Consider the following 23,852-nt stretch of genomic DNA (forward strand, 5'->3'; position numbering starts at 1 on the left):
TAAAAAGTAGGTTAAAAGATAGGTTAAAAAGTGACTAAAAAATTGATGTAAAGTCAGGTGTGAAATTTAAGCTTAACGTTAAATATAATATGGGGTCAAATATTTGATAATCGATACTCGTTTTTTGTCTCAGACAACGTTGCTTACAAGAGGTTGCTTGTGAATAGTTACGTCCATAATAAATACTAACGGGACGATTGCAACAAAAAATGCATTTATCAGAATAATTAGTCTAGCACCGATGATAACGGCAGCTATTATATGACAAAACGGGAAGGGTAAAAAGAGCTGGTCAGTATCGTCCTGTTTTTAGCCAAAACCAATCATTTATGTCAGCATAAATACTTTGCTCATTCAATCATAGGTCTGGCAAGTTTGAATGTTCAACAGACCCTAGATAATACCTAATTGGCGTAGGTCTAAAAAACGGAGGATAACCACAAGCGCAATTTAAGCGACCAGAGTGGTTGAATACCTGTCAATCCTTGCGTCATCTCGCCATCTTTTAAGATGACATAAGAAGGCGTGACTTGTCCTTGCCAATCAGCAAATATCTTTCCTTCTTGATCATTGACCGTGGTAAAGCGATAACTGTTTTCATTAAGGTAGCGGTGCAGCTCTTGTTCAGTGCCTGATTTAATGGCAACCGTAACGACTGGATAATTATTTTCAGCGGCAAGTTTGTTTATGGTTGGCGAGGTGAAACTACAGACTGAACACCACGTACCCCAAAAATATACCAGTGTCGGCTTCTCCTGACTCAGTGCCGCTAAATCAACCGTTTGTCCTTGGTAGTCTATCAATTGCAATTGTGGGTTGGCTGGCATGACGGGTTGTCGCCACCAATTGATGGCGGTATAAATAACGGCAAACATCAAACCATATATCAGCAAGGTTTTAACTATAGAAAGCACTTTTTGCTTTGGTGTCTTCTTAAGAGTATCTTTTTTATTTGTGAGATCAATCGTCATAATGGCTGCATTTTTGCTCTAAATTTTTTAGAGAGATAAAAATAAACGGCTGAAATGTCAGCCGTATTACTCATCAATTTTATGTAACTGTTTTTAGTGATTACTTTTTAAGATAACCGATTAAGGCTTTTGTGCACGATTTTGTAACGGATTACCAATGAGCACACTGCCTGAGTTTTCAAGGCGCTCTTCGTCGGTTAATTTGCTCGCTGGAATTTTTGCTTTTCGTTTCCATTTTAAGCTAAACAAATCATCACGGCGGTCAATCAGGTTATGTACCGAGCCTTCGTTACGGACGTGAGTCAGCTTATCTAAGTTCACATCTGAGAAAAAGATCATCTCAGTGTTTGCTGTGGTTTCGGCCATAATCGCATCATGCGGAAAAGCAAAGTCTGACGGTGAAAAAATAGACGACTGCGCGTATTGAATATCTAGGCTTTCAACTTGAGGTAAGTTGCCTACTGAGCCGCAAATCATCACATAACACTCGTTTTCAATGGCTCGCGCTTGGGCACAGTGGCGCACGCGTAAATAGCCGTTTTTGGTATCTGTCCAGAAAGGTACAAACAAAATATCCATATCGTCAAGCGCCAGTAAGCGCGCAAGCTCAGGAAACTCAACGTCATAACAGACCAAGATACCAATACGACCGGCATCCGTGTCAAATACTTTGACCTCGTCACCACCTTCGATCACCCAAGCGCTACGCTCATGCGGCGTAATATGGATTTTGCGCTGCTCTTCCACCGTACCATCGCGGCGACACAAATAACTGACATTGTACAACGTATCGTTTTCGTCTATTAATGGCATGGAGCCGACAATAACGTTGACGTTATAACTGACTGCTAGATGCGAGACTTCGTTTTTGAACCATTCGGTGTAACCGGCCAAAAAGCGAATGGCGATGTTTTGATCGGTGGATTCACACAGACCCATTAATGGCGCGTTAAAGAACTCTGGTAAGCAAGCAAAATCTGAGTTGTAATCGGCCATGACATCGACAAAGAATTCTACTTGTTGCAAGAGCTCCTCAGGCGATTCAACTTCACGCATTTGCCACTGGATACCACCGATACGCACTTCTGACTTACGGGTATTCGGCTTGTAATCTTGCGGCTCATAATAAATATTGGCCCACTCAAGTAGAGTAGCAAAGCCTTTAGATTGAGCGTCATCTGGCAGATAAGCGGTCAAAATACGCTTAACGATAAAACCGTTGGATAGCTGAAAGGAAAGGGCAGAGTCATGGATTTCACGTGATTCGACCGCGTCGATATACTCACCAGGGGTCAAATCTTTGTGATTGTAGTAATTAGGAATGCGACCTCCAGCCAAGATAGCTCGGAAGTTCAGCTGGCGGCACAGCTCTTTGCGCGCATCATAAAGACGACGACCCAAACGGTAGCCACGATACTCAGGGTCAATCAGCGCATCCAAGCCATAAATAGCATCACCTTCTGGATTGTCTCTAATGATTTCTTTGTGCCCAATCAAATCATCATAGGTATGCGGATTCGAGAATTTGGCATAGTCCACGCGCATAGAGAGAACGATACCGATCAGCTGATCATGATCAAACATTGCAATCTGCCCTTCAGGAAAGGCGTCAATCAAGGTATGAATAGTGGTCTTTGACCATGCGCCGCCCAAATTCACATAAACACGGTCCATCAAGGCTTTTAACTGCGGATAATCTTTTTTCTTGATCTCAGCAATCGTGAGGTGAAAGTCGTCTATTTTTTCGATTTTACTCATAAGGTTCCTGTCTGCGGTGTTAATGAACATCGTAAAATTAATGCGTTGTGCGGTGTAGTATCTGATGTATTGTCTATGGCTATATATAGACCTAAAGATTTTTGTGTAACAAAAGCGATAAAAATATTCCAATACGCTTATATAATCGTTACAATAATTTATCTTTTTATTTACAATGAGTTATAGCGATTACATATCATATAAAAGTTTTAATGAGGGCTTTAACAGGTTTGCAAGCGTCTACATTTAAGAAGACTGACCTTGTTAGTAGCTGAATCAATCGTACTTGCATGAATAGCATCTGTTCTAATAGTACCTAGTCTAGTAATTAGTATCTAATCTAACAGTCTCTATTCTAACAGCACCTAATCTAACAGCATCGAAATTCTGTAGCGTCTCCTATTATTTTTGGCTTCGCTTGTTCATCACGACTTGGCTTATTACTTTATATTTCGATAGTTATCATACCAATGTAGCGGGTCAATGACAGTCCCGCGTAGTAAATATTTGCTACGTTTTTGTGAATCGATGTCCTTGTCTTTGCTTGGTCTGAACGTGTTTTTTGTTTTACTTACTTCATTTTGCGGTCTATAGGCGGCTTTTTAGGATTATTTTATGGCACCCTTGACACATACGGTCGACCCTCTAGAAACAGTAGAGGATTCAGCATTGGTTCAATTGGTGTATGTCAGTAGTATCACCCTCAGTACGCGCTTAAAAGCCTCAATATTTGATGAAGTAGAAGGTCATGCTCGGGACTATAATGAGCAGCATGGCATTACGGGTACTTTATGTTATGGCAATGGTCATTTCTTACAATGTATTGAGGGTAAAAAATCAAACGTGCTGGCTTTGCAAAAGCGTATTTTTGCCGATAGTCGTCATAAAAATGTGCAAGTCTTGCTATTACGAGTGATCGATCAGCGTAGCTTTGCTGATTGGCGTATGCGCCTGCTATTTTTGGAGCGTTGGTTGTGGTCACCAGCGACCAAGAAGCAAGCCACGCAGTTGTCGCCTTTTTTACCGTTTGCCCCGCATGGCTGGACCTCGAAGCGTACGGAGCAATTTTTGCAGATTATCAAAACGTTTGACAGCCCGCCACATATAAAAGCCGCTGGCATTACTTATAATGCACTGGGAAATATGTTTCGTCATATTGCGGCACCGCATCAGGCCTTTTTAATCGTTCAAGGCTTTTTGAGTATGTTGCTGGTATTAGCGCTGATACTGTTGTATTTATAAATTATAAGTTTTATAGCTGAGCTAAAAAAGACGCTAACTTTTGAGTTTAGCGTCTTTTTGTTTGAGGTAAGCGATTAAAATACCAATCACATATCAAAAATTTTACCACGGTTCATAATATTATTGGGATCAAAAACTTTTTTGACCTCTCGTAAGTAATCAATCTCAGTCTCGCTGCGGCTGTAGTGTAAATAAGGCTTTTTGGTCATACCTACGCCATGCTCAGCAGAGACTGAGCCGCCATACTTCTGTACCGTCTCAAACACGTGCTTATTGACGATCTGACACTCTGCAAAGAAATCATCTTTACTCATGTTTTCAGGTTTCAAGATATTCAGATGCAAATTGCCATCGCCGATATGACCGAACCAGCACACTTCAAAGTCAGGATAGTTACTGCTGACAATGTGATCAATCTTGGTGATAAATTCAGGCACATGGCTTATCAGTACAGAGACATCATTTTTATAAGGGGTAAATACTGAGATGGTCTCAGAGATATACTCACGCAATTTCCATAGCTCTTCTGCCTGCGCGAGACTTTGACTCATCACCCCATCGACGACCCAACCTTGCTCCATACAATGCTCAAATATCGCCATCGCCTTATCCATGATCGGCTCGTATGGTGCTTCAAACTCTAACAATGTATAAAACTTGGTACGCGACTCAAATGGCTCTTGTACTTGACCATGTGCCATTAGCTTATCAATCGCCACGTCATCAAAGAACTCAAATGCCGTTAAATCAATCTGCGCTTGAAAGGCAGACAATACATTCATAACATCGTTAAAGCTGTCCATACCGAGCACCATGACGTTTAAGTCTTGTGGCTGACGCTCAAGCTTGATCTGTGCATGGGTGACAAACCCTAGTGTCCCTTCGCTACCGATAAATAATTGGCGCAGATCATAACCCGTGGCGTTCTTTACCATACCGCGATTCAGCTGCAAGATATCGCCTTTACCCGTGACCACAGTCAGTCCCATAATCCATTGACGGGTCATGCCGTAACGAATCACTTTGATACCGCCAGCATTGGTGCCGATATTGCCACCGATTTGACTTGATCCTGCTGAAGCAAAATCGACAGGGTAATATAGGTCTTTTGATTCTGCGAACTGTTGCAACTGCTGAGTGACCACACCTGCTTCAATCTCGACCATGCGATCCGCAGGATAGAATTGTCCGATACGGTTCATTTTATCCATGCTGACGACGATTTCACCATTAGCAGCCACGGCGCCAGCAGACAGTCCAGTACGACCGCCACTTGGAGTCAGAACAACGTTGTGCTCGTTGGCAAGGAGTACGATAGATTGCACTTGCTCGGTAGTTTTTGGAAAGACAATGGCAGCAGCAGCTGGCGCAAAGTGCTTGGTCCAGTCCTTGCCCCAATGTTCTAAGCTCTCAGCGTCGGTTTTGATTTGGCTGGCATCAAATTCATGAGTATCAATTAAAGTACTCAAAATAGCTTGGACGGCAGCTGTATTGGTTTCGGGTGTAGGCTGAGCGGTAGTTGGCGTCATGGTAAAATCTCAATATTAGCGTAAACACGATGCTGGGGTTGACTATTATATAACGAAATATCTCTAAATTCAGTGATCAGTCAGCTCGTGATGGTAATAAGTAGGTGATAATCTGTCTATATGGCAGGTTGTAAATCACAAAAAAATGGTCTGGTCAGTTTCAAACAGAATGATTCACTATAGCATAAAAATTTTTCAGGCTTGATAACCAATAATTCATCTAATCTCCTAACATCGACGTCGAATTTTGTGTAAGATATCGGGACTGTTTTCGTTTCATCCCTCAGACTTATCCCACTGATGATTTTTATAAGACAATTATAGGACAGTTCTCATATGGCGTTATCACTACAGAAAGACAAAATACGTTTTTTATTGCTTGAAGGTCTACATGCCAATGCTCTAAAAGTATTGGAAGGTGCTGGCTATCATAACATCGAAAATATTAGTCACGCGCTGGATCAAGATGAGCTGATCGAAAAGATTAAAGACGCTCACTTTATTGGTATTCGCTCGCGCACGCAGCTAACTCGTGAAGTACTTGAGCATGCGCACAAGCTGATCGGTATTGGTTGCTTCTGTATCGGTACCAACCAAGTAGACTTAGAAGCTGCTCGTGAACTGGGTATTCCAGTCTTTAACGCGCCATACTCAAATACCCGCTCGGTGGCTGAACTGGTATTGGCCGAAGCTATTATGCTGTATCGCGGCATTCCTGAAAAGAATGCGACTGTGCATCGCGGCGGTTGGGGTAAGTCTGCCACCAACTCGCATGAAGTGCGTGGTAAGACCATCGGTATCGTCGGTTACGGCTCTATCGGCTCACAACTGTCAGTATTGGCAGAAAGCTTCGGTATGAAAGTCATTTATCATGATGCTGTCACCAAGTTGCCATTAGGCAATGCCGTGCAAGTAAGTAACTTAGAAGAGTTATTATCAACGGCTGATATCGTGACCTTGCATGTACCTGATGTCCCAAGCACACGCTATATGATGAAAGCTGAACAATTCGCTCAAATGAAAGAAGGCAGTTACTTTATCAATGCTGCACGTGGTACGTGCGTCGAAATTGATGACCTAGCTGCTGTGCTTGAGTCTGGTAAAATATTGGGCGCGGCGATTGACGTGTTTCCGAAAGAGCCAAAATCTGCTGATCAAGAGTTTGAGTCACCACTACGTAAATTTGACAATGTTATCTTGACGCCGCATATCGGTGGTTCAACCCAAGAAGCACAGGCTAATATTGGTTTGGAAGTGGCGGATAAATTCGTCAGATACTCTGATCAAGGTGATACGGCGACCGCTGTTAACTTCCCAGAAGTGTCTGTTCCATTCAAAGAAAACTCGCATCGTCTGCTGCACATTCACAAAAACGTACCGGGCGTACTGTCACAGATTAACCGCTTGTTTGCTGAAGCGCATATCAACATCTTGGCACAGAGCTTAATGACGGAAGGCGATGTCGGCTATCTGGTCATGGATGTCGATTATAATGATTCGACCGCTGCGTTAGATCAGCTAAAAGACGTAGAAGAGACGATTCGCGTACGTATTTTATTCTAGAGTGACGTTTGTGTCGTAACTTTACAGTTGTAGACAGTAAGCACAAAAAAGAGAGGCTCTATTAATTAGAGCCTCTCTTTTTTTTATACCTTCAAAGTCTAGGGCGTGTCTTCATTTCAAAAATGGCGATAAACAAGAAAAATAGCGCAGATAATATCTGGATATTAACCAGCTATTTGACGATGTTTGGCAAGATTTAGCCATTTTTAGCCCATTTAGATGACTATTGAGTGAGTTGAAGACAGGCCCTAATTAAGATATCGACTTATTTGGCTTTGTTGTGATTGGCTTCTTCCGCTTGGCGGCGTGCTTCTATCTTAGCTGTTTTACGCTTTTCTATGACATCCATCACGTCACTACCGATATGCGCTTCGCCACGTTTTTGTGCCAGCTGCATTTGATGCTCACGCTCACGGAATCGCGCTTTTTGCTCATCGGTTGCCTTCTCAATACAATGCGGACATGACTCACCTTTGATATAGGCGGAGCTTTGCATATCATCTTGAGTAATGGGCATACGGCAAGCGAAGCATTGCTCATAGCTGCCTTTTTCTAAATTGTGATTGACCGACACGCGATTGTCAAAGACAAAACAATCGCCTTGCCACATAGAGTCACTGGCAGGGACTTCTTCTAGATATTTTAGGATGCCGCCTTCTAGATGATAAACCTCTTCAAATCCTTGCTCTCGTAAGTAGGCGGTAGATTTCTCACAGCGGATACCACCCGTACAGAACATCGCAACTTTTTTATGCTTCGCTGGGTCAAGCTCTTTTGCTACATACTCTGGGAACTCACGGAAGGTCTCAGTATTTGGGTTGACCGCATTTTGAAACGTACCGATTTTTACCTCATAATCGTTACGCGTATCGATGAGCATAACCTCAGGATCAGAGATTAGCGCATTCCACTCGCTTGGTTTTACATAGCGACCGACCGACTGCAAAGGATCGATATCTTCGACACCCATCGTGACGATTTCTTTTTTGAGCTTCACCTTAGTACGATAAAAAGGCTGAGCATCAGTATAAGACTCTTTAAAGGTAAAACTGCCAATCGCTTCGATACTACGCAGGTAGTCAAGGACGGTGTCAATACTTTGGCGCGTACCAGAAATCGTCCCGTTAATGCCCTCAGCGGCAATCAACAAAGTTCCTTTGACATCATTATCGAGCATGGTATTTAAGATTGGCTCACGGTATTGCTCAAAGTCAGCAAAGCGCGTGAACTTATAAAGAGCGGCAACGACGATATTATTGGTGACGCTATCGTAAACGGGGGCTGACTTGTTATCAGTTACCGTGTTGTCTTGGATATTGTTATCTATGCTTTTGTCTTGAGTGATGCTCATGTGTTTCTCCTGCTGGCTAGGTCGCAAACCTAGTGCGTTGGGTTAACAGTCTTATTCTAATAAACACGCTATGGTGTCATCCTCGCTTGATGTACTTTGGGTACAATCTGTGCTCGGCTTCCTTATATCGCATTCATTTGAAATAGACTTGGCTGGTTTAGAATGAGGTATAACACTAGCCCAATTGTGGGATTGGCTAATGCGCGGGTAGTGTAGCAAATTTTGGTAAGATTTTGAATAGAAAGCCTCGCTGTGCTTGAGGGATATATTTGGGTTTTCAAAGTATTATCCTGCTTGGGAGCATACCAAATTCTGTGTAACTCCTATTTAGATTAAAAGCTCATGATTATAGGTTTATATTCTATTATTGGTTTAGAGACAGATCTAGAAAACTCACTCGTACTACTATCTAAATAATCTTTATCAAAATTTAATTTATATATATCAGGCATTCGTATAAACTCTAACCACTCATTTTTCATCCATGATTCAACGATATCTTTACCTAAAATTGATATTAAATTGGCCATTTGAGCGTGCGGTTTATCGTAGTAGTACACAATCACTCTAATTGAATTTTCTATACCATTATTGAATGAAAATATTTCATGAACGTAGTCACTATCAGAGGAGTCTAAGGAGTGACCCCAAATATAAATTTCAATGGGATGCCAGAACTCAAAGCCTTCATTTTTTACTTTTCGCTCTTCTATTTCTGTTATCAATGACTTAGGTTTTAGAAACTGATAATCAGTATTATTTACCATTTTTTGATAATACTTCACAAATCCATATGCCCTCTCATCTTTCAATAGTCTGTTTTCTAGATCTGAGATGCCTAAGACAATTTTATTACTTTATTTTTCACCAGCTTTTCCGTGTAAAAATTTAATATTTGTATGTTTGTATAAACGCTTAATAGTGGATGAGTAGTTAAAGCTATAAATCATTTCTAGCTTGTCTTCGAGTACTTTAGGTACTTTTAACTCTAGATTTGATTCTAGTCTGTTAATAAACTCAATATAATTTGAAAATATATCTATAAACTGAATCAATTGTAGCTCTAGAGACTTAAATATCTTTGATTCATCAATATTCAAAGGATTATTTTGATAATACTTTATGAAGCTTGAATTTATAGTTAATCCTCTACCATCTGCTATGTCATTTTCATCTGCTATAGAGAATTTGCAGAGAATGTCATGTAAAAATGGATATTTCCTTATTAATTGAATATTAAATAAGTCAGTACTAAGAAAAGATTTAGATTTATCTAGGGTTGAAACAAAGTATTCTATATTGCTTTCTATTTCAGTAATCATATGACAAACAGCATCTAGCACTGTCTCCATCTCATTTTCAAAGTCTATCCATGTGTCAATACCACTATCAATATAGCTTTTAAAATATTGAAACCAACCATTCTTTTTTAATTTATCTTGAAGCTCTTTAACTTTTTCTAACGGTAAGACTACATCCTCAGTCTTATAGAAGTTGATAGTATTTCCAAAGAAGTAATTTTCATTACTTATTAAGTCTGTATATAATTCCTGAAAAGTCATTGGAGTATCTTGACTATAGGCTTCCACATTACGCATAGCGTGCATGAAATGGTCATACTTGGTCGGTAAAAAATGAGCTAAATCAAACCCATTACCTAATATTAGTATTTTTCTTGTTCCACTCATACGAATGTTCCTTAGATTTTTATTATACAATATCTGTTTTTTAAGGACATTGATTTTGATCTATATAGAACTAGTAGTTCCTTCTAGTCCAAATCTATCTAGGCTCATATCACTTTGCTTAATAACAGAAACTAACTATAGCACCAAACACAAAAAATCCAGCTCAAAGGCTGGATTTTTTATTTTCAAACTAAAACTGTATGTTGCTAGATTTACTTACTCTGAAACCAAGTATCCGCTTTGCTGCGAGCGCTAGCGATATCTGAGCTTGATAAGTTCAATGCCAACTGACCGATTTTACCACGAGCCTTGTTACGGACTTTTTCATCTAGCATGCCATCACGGGCAGCCAAGTCGTACCATTTATAAGCATCGACTAAATTCTTTTGCTTCTCATCTAACAAAGCAAGCGTATAGCTGGCACGGTTATCGCCACGCATCGCGGCTTTTTCTAACCAAACTTTCGCTTGTTGCAAGTTAGGCTGCACACCTTCACCGCGCAAGTACATGATGGCAAGATTCAACTGAGCAGGGGCAACGCCTTGCTGAGCCGCTTTGGTATACCATTGGATGGCTTGCTGGGTGTTTTGGGCAATGCCTTCACCTTTTTGCAAACGTTTGGCTAAGTAAAACTGAGCGTGATCGTTGCCTTGGGCAGCACGATTAGACAATTCACTGACAGGCATTAGCTCAAAACGTGAGGTATCAAGTGGCACGTTTGATATTAACTCAGCGTTGGCAAGGCCGGCACAAGAAAACAAGGCAGTGAACAACGCAGCTTTTAATAATTTCATAGCAGCTCCAAAATTAGGCAGTTAATAGGCAAAAAGAGTTGTACCGCTAAACATTGTCTCGCTAAAGACAGTTAGACGGTGATAACAATTAGGTGAAATCTTGCGATATAAACCTACCTAATTATTAGCAATATAATTAATCGTTGAGTGTCGCAATCACCGTTAGTCGGACCGATAAACGGTCGAAATCAGGGTGCGGTTGACACTATTTTGCTAGCTTAACACCCAAACTTACGAAACTCAAATACTAATTACACGATTTAATCCTCAACACTACCTTAGCGTCCTCAACAAAATCATAGAGTTACTAAGAGGTAATAAAGAATTAACAATGTATTAAGGTTAAAAAGGTGTTTATTAGCCATCACTAGATAGCTTAAAAGGAAGTAGAATTGCCTATGACTATACGGGTTTTTGTTTGGTCACGCGGTAAATAGCGACGTCTGCCAGCAGATTTGGCGCTTGGCGTATCAATGCTTTCATGAGCGGTGTGTGACCTTTTTCTGAATCACTAACGGCAAAGCGGTTAATAATATGAATGTCATGCTTGGCACAAAGCTGCTCAAAGTCTTTAAAGGTACATAGATGAATATTCGGTGTGTTATACCATTCGTAAGGCAGCGCTTCTGAAACTGGCATCATCCCTTTAAGCCCTAAATGCAGCCGGTTTTGCCAATGGGCAAAGTTAGGGAAGGTGATGACTGCTTCGCGGGCAACTCGCAGCATATCGAGCAAGAGTACATCTGGTGACTTGACTGCTTGCAGGGCACGCGCCATGACGACGGTATCGAAGCTATCATCAGCGAAACGCGCGAGACCATCGTTCAGATCTTGCTCAATGATGGACAACCCTTTGGCGATACCATCATTGATTTTTTCTTCGTCAATCTCAAGCCCATATCCCGTCACGCCGCGATTTTGTTGTAAATGCGCGAGCAATTCGCCATTGCCACAGCCTAAGTCTAGTACATGGGACTGCGGGGCAATCCAACGCTCAGCCAATTGATGATCCATTCTCATGAGCGCTCTCCAGTTTTCTGATGGCTGTTTTTTGACTGACTGTCCGTGATAAATGGCGCGGTCAAAAACCCTCTGACGGCACCCATATAACGGGGGATATCGAATAAGAAGGAATCGTGACCATGCGGTGCATCGACATTGATATAGTTGACGGGTTTACCAGTCGCCATTAAGGCATCGACAATCTCTTGCGAACGCTCAGGGGCAAAGCGCCAATCGGTGGTAAACGACACCACTAAGTACTGACACTGAGTATGGGCGAAGGCCGCTTTGAGCGCCGCTAATTCTTGCTGACGATCAATTTCATTGTCAGTTTGAGCGTCATTGTCATTGTCGGTTTCATTATCAGTTTTTAAGTTATCAGTTTTTAAGTTTTCAGTGGCGACATTGTCAGTAGCTAAGTCATCTGCAAGCTCATATTTAGCGGATTCTTCGGTCGCATTTTTGGTCGTTTCGACAGATGCCGCGATTGAGTCTTCAAGTAGCGCTCCAGACTCCGACGGATTTGTAGAGTCTACTGATGGTGCTATTGACTGGGTTGATGGCTGTACGGATGATTGTACTGACAGATAGCCACGCGTTGGGTCAAAATAGTCTAACGCTTTGGTCATAAGCAAATAAGTATTGGCATCGAAGTTTTCGCTAAAGCGCTCGCCTTGGTAGCGTAGATAGCTCTCAACCTGAAACTCGACATCATAGCCATACATAAATTTGCCAGATTTTAAATCACGACCGAACTTGGCTTTCATCGCATCATCGGTCAAATAGGTGATATGACCAACCATCCGTGCGAGGATCAATCCGCGACGAGGATAAGTACCAGCTTGTAAATAACGCCCGTCTTTAAAATCAGGATCGGAGAGAATAGATTGCCGCGCCACTTCATTAAAGGCAATGTTTTGTGCGGAGAGCTTCGGTGTGCTGGCGATGACCACGCAGCGTTTCAGCCTCTCAGGGTAATCGACCGACCATTGCAGCGCCTGCATACCGCCCATAGAGCCACCGACGATAGCATGCCAAACATCGATACCGAGACGGTCTGAGAGCATGGCTTGGGTTTTGACCCAGTCTTTGATGGTGACTAGCGGAAAGTCAGGGCCGTAAACTTCTGATGCGCTAGCGTTGTCTGCTTTTTCTGAATCGATGCTGTCTGGATTAATCGTCGTTGGACCTGTCGAGCCAAAGCAGCTGCCGATATTATTGAGGCACACCACATAAAATTGATTGGTATCGATGGCTTTATTGGGGCCAATCATATTGTCCCACCAGCCTGCCTTTTTATCATGGGCACTATACCTGCCTGCCGCATGATGGTTACCAGATAAGGCGTGACAAATTAATATCGCATTTGATTTATCGCTATTGAGGGTGCCATAAGTCTCTACCATCAAATCAAACGAGGGCAAGGTTCGATTGCACTCCAAGGTCAAGGGTTCAGCGAAATGGAAGTTCTGTGGTGTGACGATTCCAACTGAGCCAACTGTATCGACTGAGCTATCCACATGAGCGTGATCTTTTGGGGAGTGGTCACTGGTAGTACTATCAGGACGTGCGTTCAAAGCTACCTCGCAAGACGACAATTATCAATAAAAAATAGGACGGCAATATGCTTGCCTATTGTATGGCGATGCGAGGATGAGCACAACCTTCGAGTTGAGCCTTTCGCGCACAGTAAAAATTCAGTGCGTATCAAATTGTAGGGTTGCTACTTTTACCATGCGTTATCGCGCTATAAAATGCTACACTAATAATCGTTTATCCTATATTCTTTTTTAATCAACCTAATAATAAAATAGTACTTTATGAAACCAAAACTGCCCCCACGTATTGCTGTTCTATTGGTCAACCTTGGTACGCCTGATGAGCCGACAGCGCCTGCGGTACGTCGCTACCTAAAGCAGTTTTTATCAGACCCGCGTGTGATTGAAATCCCAAAATTCCTGTGGGCGATTATCCTGAATCTGTTTGTGTTGCCAAGCCGTCCTAAACGCGTGGCAGAAGCTTATGCCAGTATTTGGGATGGTGACTCGCCAATGCGCAATATCCTGAACCAACAAGTAGCGATGTTAGATACGCGTTTGGCTGAGCAGGCTGCACCATTTCGCGTTTCTGTCCATTCTGCAATGAGCTATGGTAATCCAGGTTTGCCCGATGTGATGGACAAACTGCGTAGCGAAGGCGTTGACCACTTTGTGATGTTACCCGTATTTCCACAGTATTCAGCGACTTCAACGGGTGCAGTGTACGATGCCATTACTAAATGGTCTCTAAAGCAGCGTAACTTGCCTAATATTACGATAGTTAAAGACTACTTCGCGCATCCTTTATATATCAAAGCATTAGCGGATAGTATTCGTCGCTTTCAAGCGGTACATGGCAAACCTGACAAGCTTATGTTTAGCTTCCACGGTATTCCGCAGCCGTATATGGATAAAGGCGATCCTTATCCTAGACGTTGTAAATGTACCGCAGCGCAAGTGGCACAAGAGCTGGGCCTAAAAGATGATGAATGGATTATCAGCTTTCAGTCACGCTTTGGTAAGCAAGAATGGGTTAAGCCTTATACCGACGTTATACTCGATGAATGGGCTAAATCAGGTGTAAAATCAGTACAAATTCTCAGTCCAGCGTTCTCAGCGGATTGTCTAGAAACCTTAGAAGAATTGGCGATTGAGAACCGTGAGAACTTTCTTCATGCTGGGGGGCAAGAGTATCACTATATTCCAGCGCTGAATGCTGATGAGGCGCACATAGGTTTGTTAGAAGCCATGAGTGCGCCATTGGTCAAAGGTTGGGCAGGCACTTTGGATGGTTGGGCTTAATTGATTAAATTTGCAAATCAAAAAATACCGGACATAACATCCGGTATTTTTTTGCCTAAATGGTTTTAATTGAATTGACTGGAATGAAATTGACTAGAATGAAATAAAGTTGGGGTATTCGTTATCAGTGTGTAAGAATATGCCAAACAACTATTTAAAACCTTTGCTAGCTTTATATTTGCTTAGCTTTATCTTTAAGGATGACTATGTCCAGCTCTAACCATTCACAATCCAATGTGTCTCTACAAAAACCTAACGGACAACCACCAAATTTACCACCAACTGATGAGTATGGCGGCCTATTACCGCAGTTATTGGCAAGTCCAAGAAAATGTGATGCAGCGGCTGGCATGAGCTGGATTGTTAAAGCGTTTGGGCTGTTTAAAGATCAACCACTATTATGGTTTGGCATGAGTGTGACATTTCTAATAATCGTTGGCATTGCTTCTTCAATACCTTTATTAAATATCCTGATCATACCGACTCTATTTATGTTTCTTGGGGGCTTTATTAAAGGTGCAGCAGCTCAATCGCAAGGGGCAGAGCTGCGTTTTGATCATTTATTTTCAGCATTTAAAAGTCACTGGCAGCCCTTACTAATCCTTGGCTTATTATATTTAGTGGGTATTATTATTTGTATGATTCCGCTGTTTATCGCTATGGGTAGTATGATGTTTTCTATGATGACAGGCGGTATGGGTAGTAGTTACGGAATGATGAATGATATCTCTTTAGGAAGTATTTTCCTTGGTTATCTGTTGTCTATGCTACTGATAATCCCACTTTATATGGCACTGTGGTTTGCGCCAGCGTTAGTGATACTACATAACCTCAAGCCCATTACCGCCATGAAAAAAAGCTTTGAAGCAGGCAAAGTTAATGTCGTGCCTATCTTAGTGTATGGTTTAATATCAGTGTTGTTATTACCTATCCTGACTATGCTGACCTTGGGACTGGGTGTATTGTTGATACTGCCAATTATGTTGCTCACTTACTACACCAGCTACCGAGATGTTTGGACCGATCAGCCAGTGTCAGCAGTGTAGTTTTTGAATTTGATAAAACCTTAAAACTTAAGCACCTTCTAAGAAACAAAAAATCCCGCTCAATGCTATCGAGCGGGATTTTTTATGACTAAAGAGTTGTTCTAAAAAGAGTCATCGTTACTACGTTCTGCTGCCTCTCTATCAGCGATATCCATCGCATCTGGATAATCACTGTCATCTAAATTGTCTTGAACTAAGATTTCATCGACACGTGATTCGTCGATATTTTGGCGATGCATGGGCGTTAGTCCTTGCGTGGCATCTGTACCGACTTCTGAATTATCAAACCCAGCACTATTGTCAATCACATCATCATTATCAATCGTGTGCAGCATAGGATTGTCTAGATTCACTTCTTGACTGTTATCATTGATGTTTGTATCACCTTCAATGTGATCCATATTTTCTGGTAGCGGACTCTTTGAATTGTCCATAGTGGTTTCCTTATTATTGGTGGTTATTATTAGATCGGCGGTTATTATTAGATAGTTATCAGCTGTTATTGTTGATTTTGTTTATCAAGATTCATTTATCAAAGTTAGTGTGACGCGTTATGATAGCTACTGATAGTAGTAAGGTGTCACAGGATGTTCAAAAAATGTAAGACAGACAATAAATAAGAGGTGCTTAATGGTCGCCAGCAAGAAAGGTTTACTCACATTCTCGTTAATAACAGCCTCATTGATGGGTGTCACGGTGAGCATGACAGCTTGCGAACGTTTGCCTTTTATCAATCCTGAGGGTATGAGAGAAACGAGTCATGTACAGCCGCCGCTTATAATCGATGCCAAGCTGCCAAAAGCTACGACGATAATAAATTGTGCACCATTGAAACCTAAGCAGACAGTGACGGTAAAAGGTCATAGCGCACTCAGTAACGGCTGTGATTTGACAGGCAAGTCGATACGTTTTGAGCTAAACCACTCAAACAGCTCACTCGACTGTCGGGGCGCACGGCTTAGTACTACGGCTGATGACCCATCAAAGGCCAGTGCGATTACCATTAAGCCTAAAGCGGATGTGGCTATCGACAATATTGCCGTTGCCAATTGTCATGTGGAGGGCTACGGTCATGCGCTGCACATTCGCCAATATAGCAATCCCAATCAGCGTTACGCGCGCGGCTTTATCAACCCTGCTGCCAACCGTGCTCTTGCGCCAAGTAATATCCGCGTCATTAATGTCAGCAGTCGCAATAGTATCAATAGTGGGATGTTCGTCGGCGATCATGTGCATGACATCACTTTTGATAAAGTGCATATCCAAAACGCAGGCACCGTTGGGCTCTATTTAGAGTTTGGTAGTCGCGATAACGTGATTAAAAACTCTGTGTTCGTCGGGAATGGTTTTCGTACGTTTAAACCCAATCGTGAAGCTATCGCCGTCGATTCATCGAGCAACAATCGTATCGAAAACAATCAATTTATCCATAATGGCGCAGGCAGTATATTGTTATATCGCAATTGCTTCGAGCACGCCGATGACCCGACGCGGGGCAACCATTTTAAACGTACTGAATCGAGCCGTGACAATATTATCGCCAACAATAATTTTGAAAATGAGCCAGTTGGTGTGTGGGTGGCATCCAGACAGTCGCGCAACCTGAAAGGTTTTGAATGCGGTGCTTATTTGGTTAAGCAAACGCCATTTGCCAGCTATCATTTAGACAGTGCTAAAGACAATCAGATCATTAATAACCGTTTTGAGCAAGTCGAGCAGGGGATTATCGTAGAGAATGACGGCACGCTGATTAAGGGCAATAAGTTCGCAGCAAACGTCCGCTTACCTATCAGTGTTGGTTCTGAGATTCGTGAACAAAGCACAGTCGGAGCAATAATAAATACGCAGATTAAAAACAATACCTTTATCGATAAATCTATCGAACAAGCCATTGAGATTAGCGCTGCAAGCAAAACGGCTACCCATATTGAGTAGCCGTAGATATTTAAGCAATATTAATAAACCATAAACACCACACTGACAGTTTTAGTGATTGGCGTGGCTCAATCCATGATCTAACTTGTGCAACAGGCAGGATTCAAAGTCGCTTAATGTAAATTTCCATAAATACAGCAAGGCAATCAAATAAATAAGGGTTTCAGCCAGCTCTTCAACTATCCCACCAAAAGTGTGAGGGAAGACAATAGCGTTCTCTCCCATATATTGTAATATCGCCAATGTGGCGACGCCAAGATAGAGCGACACATCAACATTTTTTAGTACTGCCCAAAGATAACGCCTCGAGTAAATCAGCAAACCGACACTCGTCAGGTACAGGATCAAAAGAGCTGCGTCCTCCCACCAGTCATAAGACTGATTGAGAAATGAAAAATCACTGGGAACCAGTAAATCTGGTAGATAGTTCAACTCTCGACGAATAACAGCGACAAAAACCAGCACTGTTGCCAACCAAAAAGCCTTAATTTTTCTGACATGGCTCTGTATAACATACTGCGAGCTGCGCAATAGACATGCTATCAACAGTATAATGCCAGGGGCTTCAATGATGCCATCTGAACTCAAAATAAATGACTCCCGATTTTTTAAAAACAAAAAAGTGAGCGCAAAGGCTCACTTCAAAGCAAAAAATAATGAATGAATAATTATGATTTAATGTGCCACCATTATAACGCCTATACTGAGATATTACCGTTATAAAATATAACCAACTGGTCATAAGTGATTGTTAATATGAATAATAGTTAGGGCGTGTCTTCAATTCACTCGATAGTCATCTGAATGGGCTAAAAATGGCTAAATCTTGCCAAACATCGTCAAATAGCTGGTTAATATCCCGATATTATCTGCACTATTTTTCTTGTTTGACGGCAATTTATCTCATTTTTATCACCATTTTTGAAATGAAGACACGCCCTAATCATTCATTGTAGTCTTGGTTATTAGAAATTTTTACTTTTTCTAAGCATCTAAAGACCACTTATCTCAGGTCTAAGTGAGTGACAGTCTGTAATTAATGCGCCTCATCCCAGTTTTGACCACTATCAGTCTCGACCAATAATGGCACTGCAAAATTGACGTTCCAGCCTTTTTCCACGGCTGTCGTCCTTAAGACATCTTGCATTGCATCGGTAATCAACTGGCTAATCTCATCGACCTTATCGGCATCGACTTCGAACACCAATTCATCATGGACTTGTAGCAGCATCTTAGCTTGCTCTTTTGGCAATACCTTATCGACGGCAATCATAGCAAGCTTAATCAAATCAGCAGCTGAGCCTTGTAGTGGTGCATTAATCGCCGCACGTTCAGCGCCTTGCTTGACCATGCGGTTGCTATGGGTGATATCAGGGGTATAGAGTTTACGACCCAATATCGTCTCGACATAGCCTTGCTCATGAGCGCTGGCACGAGTATTGATCATATAGTTTTTCACACCCGGATAGCGATCAAAGTACATGTCGATATAGTCTTGCGCCTCATTGCGGCTCATTTGTAGCTGCTTAGCCAGACCAAAGGCACTCATACCGTATAGCAGACCAAAGTTAATGGCTTTGGCGTTACGGCGCTCAGTTGGCGTGACATCTACGACCTCTTTGCCAAGTACTTCGGCGGCAGTCGCAGCATGAATATCTAACCCTTCGTTAAAGGCGTCAGTTAAGTTCTTATCACCTGAAAAATGCGCCATGAGACGCAATTCAATTTGTGAATAATCCGCTGCGAGAATTACGCGACCTTCTGGTGCGATAAAGGCTTGGCGAATTAGGCGACCAGTTGCCGTACGGATGGGAATATTTTGTAAATTGGGATCAGTCGAAGACAAACGCCCAGTGCTGGTCAATGCCTGATGATAGCTGGTATGGACACGATCAGTTTCGCTATCTGCGACATTATCAAGCGCATCGGTATAAGTGCTCTTGAGTTTAGATAGGCTGCGATACTCCAATGTGATATCGACCAATGGGTGGTCTATTTTTGACAATACTGCTTCACCAGTAGAGTACTGGCCTGATTTGGTTTTTTTACCACCAGCAACGCCAAGCTTTTCAAACAGCATCTCGCCTAATTGCTTTGGTGAGCCAAGATTAAATTCTTCACCAGCAATTTCATAGGCCTGTTTTTCAAGCGCGATAATTTCTTCATCAAAGCGTTTTGATAGTTCGTTTAAAAATGGACGCTTGATAAGAATGCCGTTCGCTTCCATTTGGCACAGTATTTCTGCCGTTGGAATCTCTAACTCATGTAATAATTTGGCATTATTAGCATCGTTCGCCAGCTCAACGCTGAATACCTCAAATAGCTGATAGGTAATATCAGCATCTTCACAAGCATAATCGCTAGCGATATCAATGGCGACTTGATCAAAGGTGACTTGCTTAGCGCCTTTGCCAGCGACGTCTTCATAGCTGATAGTTTGCGTTTGTAGATAATGGCGTGCTAAATCATCCATGCCATGACGAGTGATAGCGGCATTAATCACGTAGCTGGCAAGCATGGTATCCATCGCCCAATTATTAGGACTAGCATGAATGCTACCTAACAAGTCGATACCATAATGACTGAGAATATGCGCATCGTATTTTAGGTGTTGTCCGATTTTACCAATGTTTGGGTTTTCCAAAATAGGTTTTAAGCGTGTCAAAACAGTATCACGGTCGAGCTGTTTAGCGGTTAGCTCATCACCTTCCAGACTATGCGTCAGCGGGATGTAGTACGCTTCATGTGCTTGCACAGCAAAGGATAGGCCGACGATTTCGGCTTGACGCCAATAAACGCTAGTGGTCTCGGTATCAATGACAAAATGCGGCGCAGCCTCTAGTAGTTGAACCAGACTCTCAAAAGCTGGCTCATCTAAAACAGTGTGCCATGCTCTATCAGGATTCTGGCTGTCTTTGATATTATCCATCTTGCTTGATTGTAGCGACTTAGCGATTTGCGCTTGTGATTCAGCATCTGCTTGACTGTCAGCGACACTCTGCGAGCCATTTGCAGGATGATTTGGGTGGTCAAGAGACGCTAGCTCGTTTCTAAACTCAAGCTCATTATACAATTCGCGTAATTCGTCTATATGGGCACATGGATCGGTATTGATTTTCAGATCGTTCCAATCTTGACCGATAGCTAAGTCTGTCACGATGGTGGCAAGCTTCCTATTAAACGGAATGTCATCGGCATGTTCAATCAAACCTTTGGCACCGCGACCTTTGATAAAACCAATATGCTTTAACATATTGCCGATATCGCCATACTCAACGAGTAGGTCTTTTGCTGTTTTTTTACCGATACCAGGGACGCCTTTGATACCGTCTGAGGCATCGCCCATCAATGTTAGAAAATCAATCATTTGGTTTGGCGTGATACCAAGTTTGTCTACGACCGCTTGAGTGTCCGTGACTTTGCCAGTAAAGCTGTCTTCTAATATGACGCAGTCATTAACCAGCTGCATCATGTCTTTATCGCCAGTTGAGATGACGACGTGATGGCCTTGTTCAACCGCACGATGCGCCAGTGTCCCGATTATATCATCGGCTTCTGCACCTTCGATACGTAACAGCGGAATACCTAATGCGGTCACCAAGCGATGGATATAAGGAATCTGCTCTACCAGCTCTATGTCGATGGGCGGGCGAGCTGCTTTATAATCAGCAGACATATGGTGACGAAAAGTCGGTGACTTGGTATCAAAGCAAACCGCCATATGAGTGGGATGATAACGACGCATCAGCTTGAGTAACGCATTGAGCGTGCCACGGATAGCATTGGTTATCAGGCCTTGCGAGTTTTGCATGGTCTTTGGTAAGGCATGATAAGTGCGAAACAGATAGTAAGAGCCATCAACCAAAATAAAAGGGGGCTGATTGCTGTCCACATGACTGGTGTCCATGGTCGCTACATTGGGCATGGTATCAAAGTTTGGCAAAGCGGTAGGATCAATCGCTTGATGGGAATTGTGGTCACTGTCGGTAATGGAGTCGGTCATAGGATCAGTCATAAAGGTCACTTATCAGCTATTAGATAGAAATATGTGCTTATTATAACGATAAAAATGACGTGTGCCGAACTGCTTAAAAGTTATGATAGGTTCTATAGTCAAAACATTCTAAAAACGCGACGGTATGGCTGATATCAATTTTCCTTGCTTGCTGCTATCACAGAGGCTACGAAAAATTCATCTCAGTCGCACTGTATCTGTTTTAAAGTGAATCCACTATAGCGTTATTATTTTTTGGCCAAAATTTAAGAAAAAAAAGAACCCAGCGTTAACTGAGCTCTTTTATGTCTATTACTGATACTGTCATTGATCAGGAATTATTTTACTTCTGACGTCACTTCGCTGTCGATATTACCGTGTGTGGCTTTCGAGTATGGGCAAACTTTATTGGCTTTTTCGACCAGCTTTTGAAATTCATCGGCAGATAGCTCAGTGTTTTCAGCAGCCACATGAATTTTCACCGCCAATTGAAAGTCTAGACCTTCACCTTTACGTAAATCTACCGATACTTGAGTGGTCGAGTCAAATTTTGCTTTTTCTTCGCCTTTGACTGCCGCAAGTGCGCCATCGAAGCAAGCCGCATAACCCATGGCAAATAATTGCTCTGGATTATTACCGTCTTTACCTGAACCCGGTGCGACCATGTTAATGGTCAAATCACTATCTTGCAGACTAGCCTTACCAGAACGCCCGCCAGTGACGGTTGCTTGAGTAGAATATAGAGTTTTCATAACAAATCCTTTGTAATTGGTTTATTTATATAATTATTAAATTCAATCAGCCATTAAGCATAACAAACTATGCGTCTAGCTCCATAGGTCAGTCGTAACTATATGCTACGACTTTGTAAGTGAGCATTTGCATGGATAATGAGAATATTTTTAACATTCACCAATAAGCCCTGCTACACAATTAATGGCTTTAAATATATAAGTCATGGCGACATTGATGTAAACTAGTAACATGGTTTTCATACCAATTTCATACCAACATTATCAGCAGAGATGTGCAAAACATCCTAACCGTAAGGACACCTTATTATGAAAGCAACAGTATTTTTGCCTATGACCTTATCCTTGCTCGCGATGGCACTCGTGGGATGTGGCGAAGACGATGACGGTGTCTACGGTTCAGGCGGCAATAAAATTACGCTGACGAGCTTTTCTAATAGCTATGACAACCAAGCCAACGCGAGCGCCATTGCGCGAATCGAACAGACCTACCGTACTGGTGGACGTGAAATAAAAATAAAAAATCTGGTCAACAGTTACAACAACCAAAGTCTTAATAACTTAGACAGAACCGTGCTGGCAGATGATTTTGAAGGCAGACTGGAAAATAACGATATTGAAGTCAATGGTCGCACGGTTAAACGTCCTATTTATGAGACAAACAGCAACAATAAATTGAACTATGAGATCACCTATAAAACCCTTGATTTAGCAGGTTTGAACGCTGGTAGTTATAGTTCTGGCACCAATAGAGACAACAGCCGCGGCATCATTACTGATTTGAACAACTATCTCAATATCCCAGCTAATGTGACGTTCCCAGTTGGCTCGGTTTGCTATATTCCTGTTGTCACTAGCGAGCGCTCGTTTTTGGCCTTTAGTGACAGGAATAAAACGGGCTATAGTACGCTAAACAGATGGATTGACGCGGCCGAAGAACGTTTTAACGACGATAGAGACTTTAGCACCTCGCGCTTTGGGGTGGGTTTTGACAACGACCGAAAAGCGGCGCAAGTGACGTTTTTTGAGTTTAACAACCAGCCCGCTTATCGATACAATGGTGTTGAATATGATAATGATATTTATGAAGCCGATTATGTGGCGCAAGGCCGCATTGACCCGAATACCAACAGTGTGCGCGGTGTCGTTGACTGTACGATAGTCAATGAGGTGGCAGGGGACTTCTTGGCAGCGCAAATCACGCGCTATTATTAAATTCCAAAAAATGACTGACACTCTCTATTTAACGATCTAGAGAGTGTTTTTTTATGCGCTAATTCTGCACCCTCACGCTAAATCCGCTACAATACGCCCATTATTTATTTTATTTATTGAAATTAATACCCAAAAGAAAGTTACTGTCTAAGAGACAGCCTTTTTGAAGTTA

The 23,852-nt window shown here is 42.1% G+C and carries 19 protein-coding genes; 6 read left to right on the forward strand and 13 right to left on the reverse strand.

Annotated features, from left to right (window positions below):
• Positions 1 to 419: 419 nt before the first annotated feature.
• Both J5X94_RS10135 and J5X94_RS10140 read right to left on the reverse strand, forming a co-directional pair.
• Complete coding sequence (locus J5X94_RS10135) at positions 420 to 971, reverse strand: protein disulfide oxidoreductase (protein WP_210541169.1); 552 nt, start codon at positions 969 to 971, stop codon at positions 420 to 422.
• Between the two features lie 120 nt (positions 972 to 1,091).
• The gene (locus J5X94_RS10140; protein ID WP_210541170.1) at positions 1,092 to 2,729 is read right to left on the reverse strand and encodes a carbon-nitrogen hydrolase family protein; all 1,638 of its coding nucleotides are present in this window, start codon (positions 2,727 to 2,729) and stop codon (positions 1,092 to 1,094) included.
• 615 nt (positions 2,730 to 3,344) lie between these two features.
• Here J5X94_RS10140 and J5X94_RS10145 point away from each other — a divergent pair.
• The gene (locus J5X94_RS10145) at positions 3,345 to 3,971 is read left to right on the forward strand and encodes a BLUF domain-containing protein (RefSeq protein ID WP_210541171.1); all 627 of its coding nucleotides are present in this window, start codon (positions 3,345 to 3,347) and stop codon (positions 3,969 to 3,971) included.
• 86 nt (positions 3,972 to 4,057) lie between these two features.
• Here J5X94_RS10145 and J5X94_RS10150 read toward each other — a convergent pair whose 3' ends face one another.
• Positions 4,058 to 5,500 (reverse strand): FAD-binding oxidoreductase, encoded by a 1,443-nt coding sequence (locus tag J5X94_RS10150; RefSeq protein WP_210541172.1) that lies wholly within the window; start codon positions 5,498 to 5,500, stop codon positions 4,058 to 4,060.
• Between the two features lie 336 nt (positions 5,501 to 5,836).
• On the opposite strand from J5X94_RS10150, the gene serA reads away from it, so the two are divergent.
• Complete coding sequence (serA, locus tag J5X94_RS10155) at positions 5,837 to 7,063, forward strand: phosphoglycerate dehydrogenase (RefSeq protein ID WP_194621246.1); 1,227 nt, start codon at positions 5,837 to 5,839, stop codon at positions 7,061 to 7,063.
• Positions 7,064 to 7,328: 265 nt separating this feature from the next.
• Here serA and J5X94_RS10160 read toward each other — a convergent pair whose 3' ends face one another.
• The 6 genes from J5X94_RS10160 to metX form a co-directional block, all read right to left on the reverse strand.
• On the reverse strand, positions 7,329 to 8,414 hold the full coding sequence (locus tag J5X94_RS10160) for a rhodanese-related sulfurtransferase (RefSeq protein ID WP_228293225.1): 1,086 nt from the start codon (positions 8,412 to 8,414) through the stop codon (positions 7,329 to 7,331).
• Between the two features lie 332 nt (positions 8,415 to 8,746).
• Positions 8,747 to 9,199 carry a hypothetical protein gene (locus tag J5X94_RS10165; RefSeq protein WP_228293226.1) on the reverse strand — a complete coding sequence of 151 codons (453 nt, stop codon included), beginning with the start codon at positions 9,197 to 9,199 and terminating at the stop codon, positions 8,747 to 8,749.
• Between the two features lie 72 nt (positions 9,200 to 9,271).
• Positions 9,272 to 10,102 (reverse strand): AbiH family protein, encoded by an 831-nt coding sequence (locus tag J5X94_RS10170; protein ID WP_210541173.1) that lies wholly within the window; start codon positions 10,100 to 10,102, stop codon positions 9,272 to 9,274.
• A 212-nt stretch (positions 10,103 to 10,314) separates the two neighbouring features.
• Positions 10,315 to 10,896 carry a tetratricopeptide repeat protein gene (locus tag J5X94_RS10175; RefSeq protein ID WP_010201739.1) on the reverse strand — a complete coding sequence of 194 codons (582 nt, stop codon included), beginning with the start codon at positions 10,894 to 10,896 and terminating at the stop codon, positions 10,315 to 10,317.
• Between the two features lie 402 nt (positions 10,897 to 11,298).
• Positions 11,299 to 11,916 (reverse strand): methionine biosynthesis protein MetW, encoded by a 618-nt coding sequence (gene metW / locus J5X94_RS10180; RefSeq protein ID WP_010201738.1) that lies wholly within the window; start codon positions 11,914 to 11,916, stop codon positions 11,299 to 11,301.
• Positions 11,913 to 13,418, reverse strand: coding sequence for a homoserine O-acetyltransferase MetX (metX, locus tag J5X94_RS10185; protein ID WP_201593274.1), 1,506 nt, complete (start codon positions 13,416 to 13,418; stop codon positions 11,913 to 11,915). The genes metW and metX overlap by 4 nt, the downstream gene beginning before the upstream one ends.
• 300 nt (positions 13,419 to 13,718) lie before the next feature.
• On the opposite strand from metX, the gene hemH reads away from it, so the two are divergent.
• Together hemH and J5X94_RS10195 are read left to right on the forward strand one after the other, a co-directional pair.
• Positions 13,719 to 14,738, forward strand: a complete 1,020-nt coding sequence (gene hemH, locus J5X94_RS10190) for a ferrochelatase (protein ID WP_210541174.1) — start codon at positions 13,719 to 13,721, stop codon at positions 14,736 to 14,738.
• A gap of 206 nt (positions 14,739 to 14,944) precedes the next feature.
• Complete coding sequence (locus J5X94_RS10195; protein ID WP_210541175.1) at positions 14,945 to 15,784, forward strand: BPSS1780 family membrane protein; 840 nt, start codon at positions 14,945 to 14,947, stop codon at positions 15,782 to 15,784.
• Between the two features lie 101 nt (positions 15,785 to 15,885).
• On the opposite strand, the gene J5X94_RS10200 is transcribed toward J5X94_RS10195, so the two are convergent.
• Positions 15,886 to 16,218 (reverse strand): hypothetical protein, encoded by a 333-nt coding sequence (locus tag J5X94_RS10200; RefSeq protein ID WP_210541176.1) that lies wholly within the window; start codon positions 16,216 to 16,218, stop codon positions 15,886 to 15,888.
• A gap of 196 nt (positions 16,219 to 16,414) precedes the next feature.
• Here J5X94_RS10200 and J5X94_RS10205 point away from each other — a divergent pair, with 196 nt between their 5' ends.
• Positions 16,415 to 17,719, forward strand: a complete 1,305-nt coding sequence (locus J5X94_RS10205; protein WP_210541177.1) for a right-handed parallel beta-helix repeat-containing protein — start codon at positions 16,415 to 16,417, stop codon at positions 17,717 to 17,719.
• A gap of 51 nt (positions 17,720 to 17,770) precedes the next feature.
• Here J5X94_RS10205 and J5X94_RS10210 read toward each other — a convergent pair whose 3' ends face one another.
• The 3 genes from J5X94_RS10210 to J5X94_RS10220 all read right to left on the reverse strand — a co-directional run bounded on the left by J5X94_RS10210 (position 17,771) and on the right by J5X94_RS10220 (position 22,465).
• Positions 17,771 to 18,307, reverse strand: a complete 537-nt coding sequence (locus tag J5X94_RS10210) for a hypothetical protein (protein ID WP_210541178.1) — start codon at positions 18,305 to 18,307, stop codon at positions 17,771 to 17,773.
• 448 nt (positions 18,308 to 18,755) lie between these two features.
• A complete protein-coding gene (polA, locus tag J5X94_RS10215; protein WP_210541179.1) occupies positions 18,756 to 21,734 on the reverse strand; it encodes a DNA polymerase I in 2,979 nt (992 codons plus the stop codon).
• A gap of 317 nt (positions 21,735 to 22,051) precedes the next feature.
• Complete coding sequence (locus tag J5X94_RS10220; RefSeq protein WP_189582612.1) at positions 22,052 to 22,465, reverse strand: Ohr family peroxiredoxin; 414 nt, start codon at positions 22,463 to 22,465, stop codon at positions 22,052 to 22,054.
• Between the two features lie 309 nt (positions 22,466 to 22,774).
• Here J5X94_RS10220 and J5X94_RS10225 point away from each other — a divergent pair, with 309 nt between their 5' ends.
• Positions 22,775 to 23,680 (forward strand): hypothetical protein, encoded by a 906-nt coding sequence (locus J5X94_RS10225; RefSeq protein ID WP_210541180.1) that lies wholly within the window; start codon positions 22,775 to 22,777, stop codon positions 23,678 to 23,680.
• Positions 23,681 to 23,852: the final 172 nt, after the last annotated feature.

This window comes from Psychrobacter sp. K31L (assembly GCF_017942195.1).
In the GTDB taxonomy this organism is placed as follows: Bacteria; Pseudomonadota; Gammaproteobacteria; order Pseudomonadales; family Moraxellaceae; genus Psychrobacter; species Psychrobacter glaciei.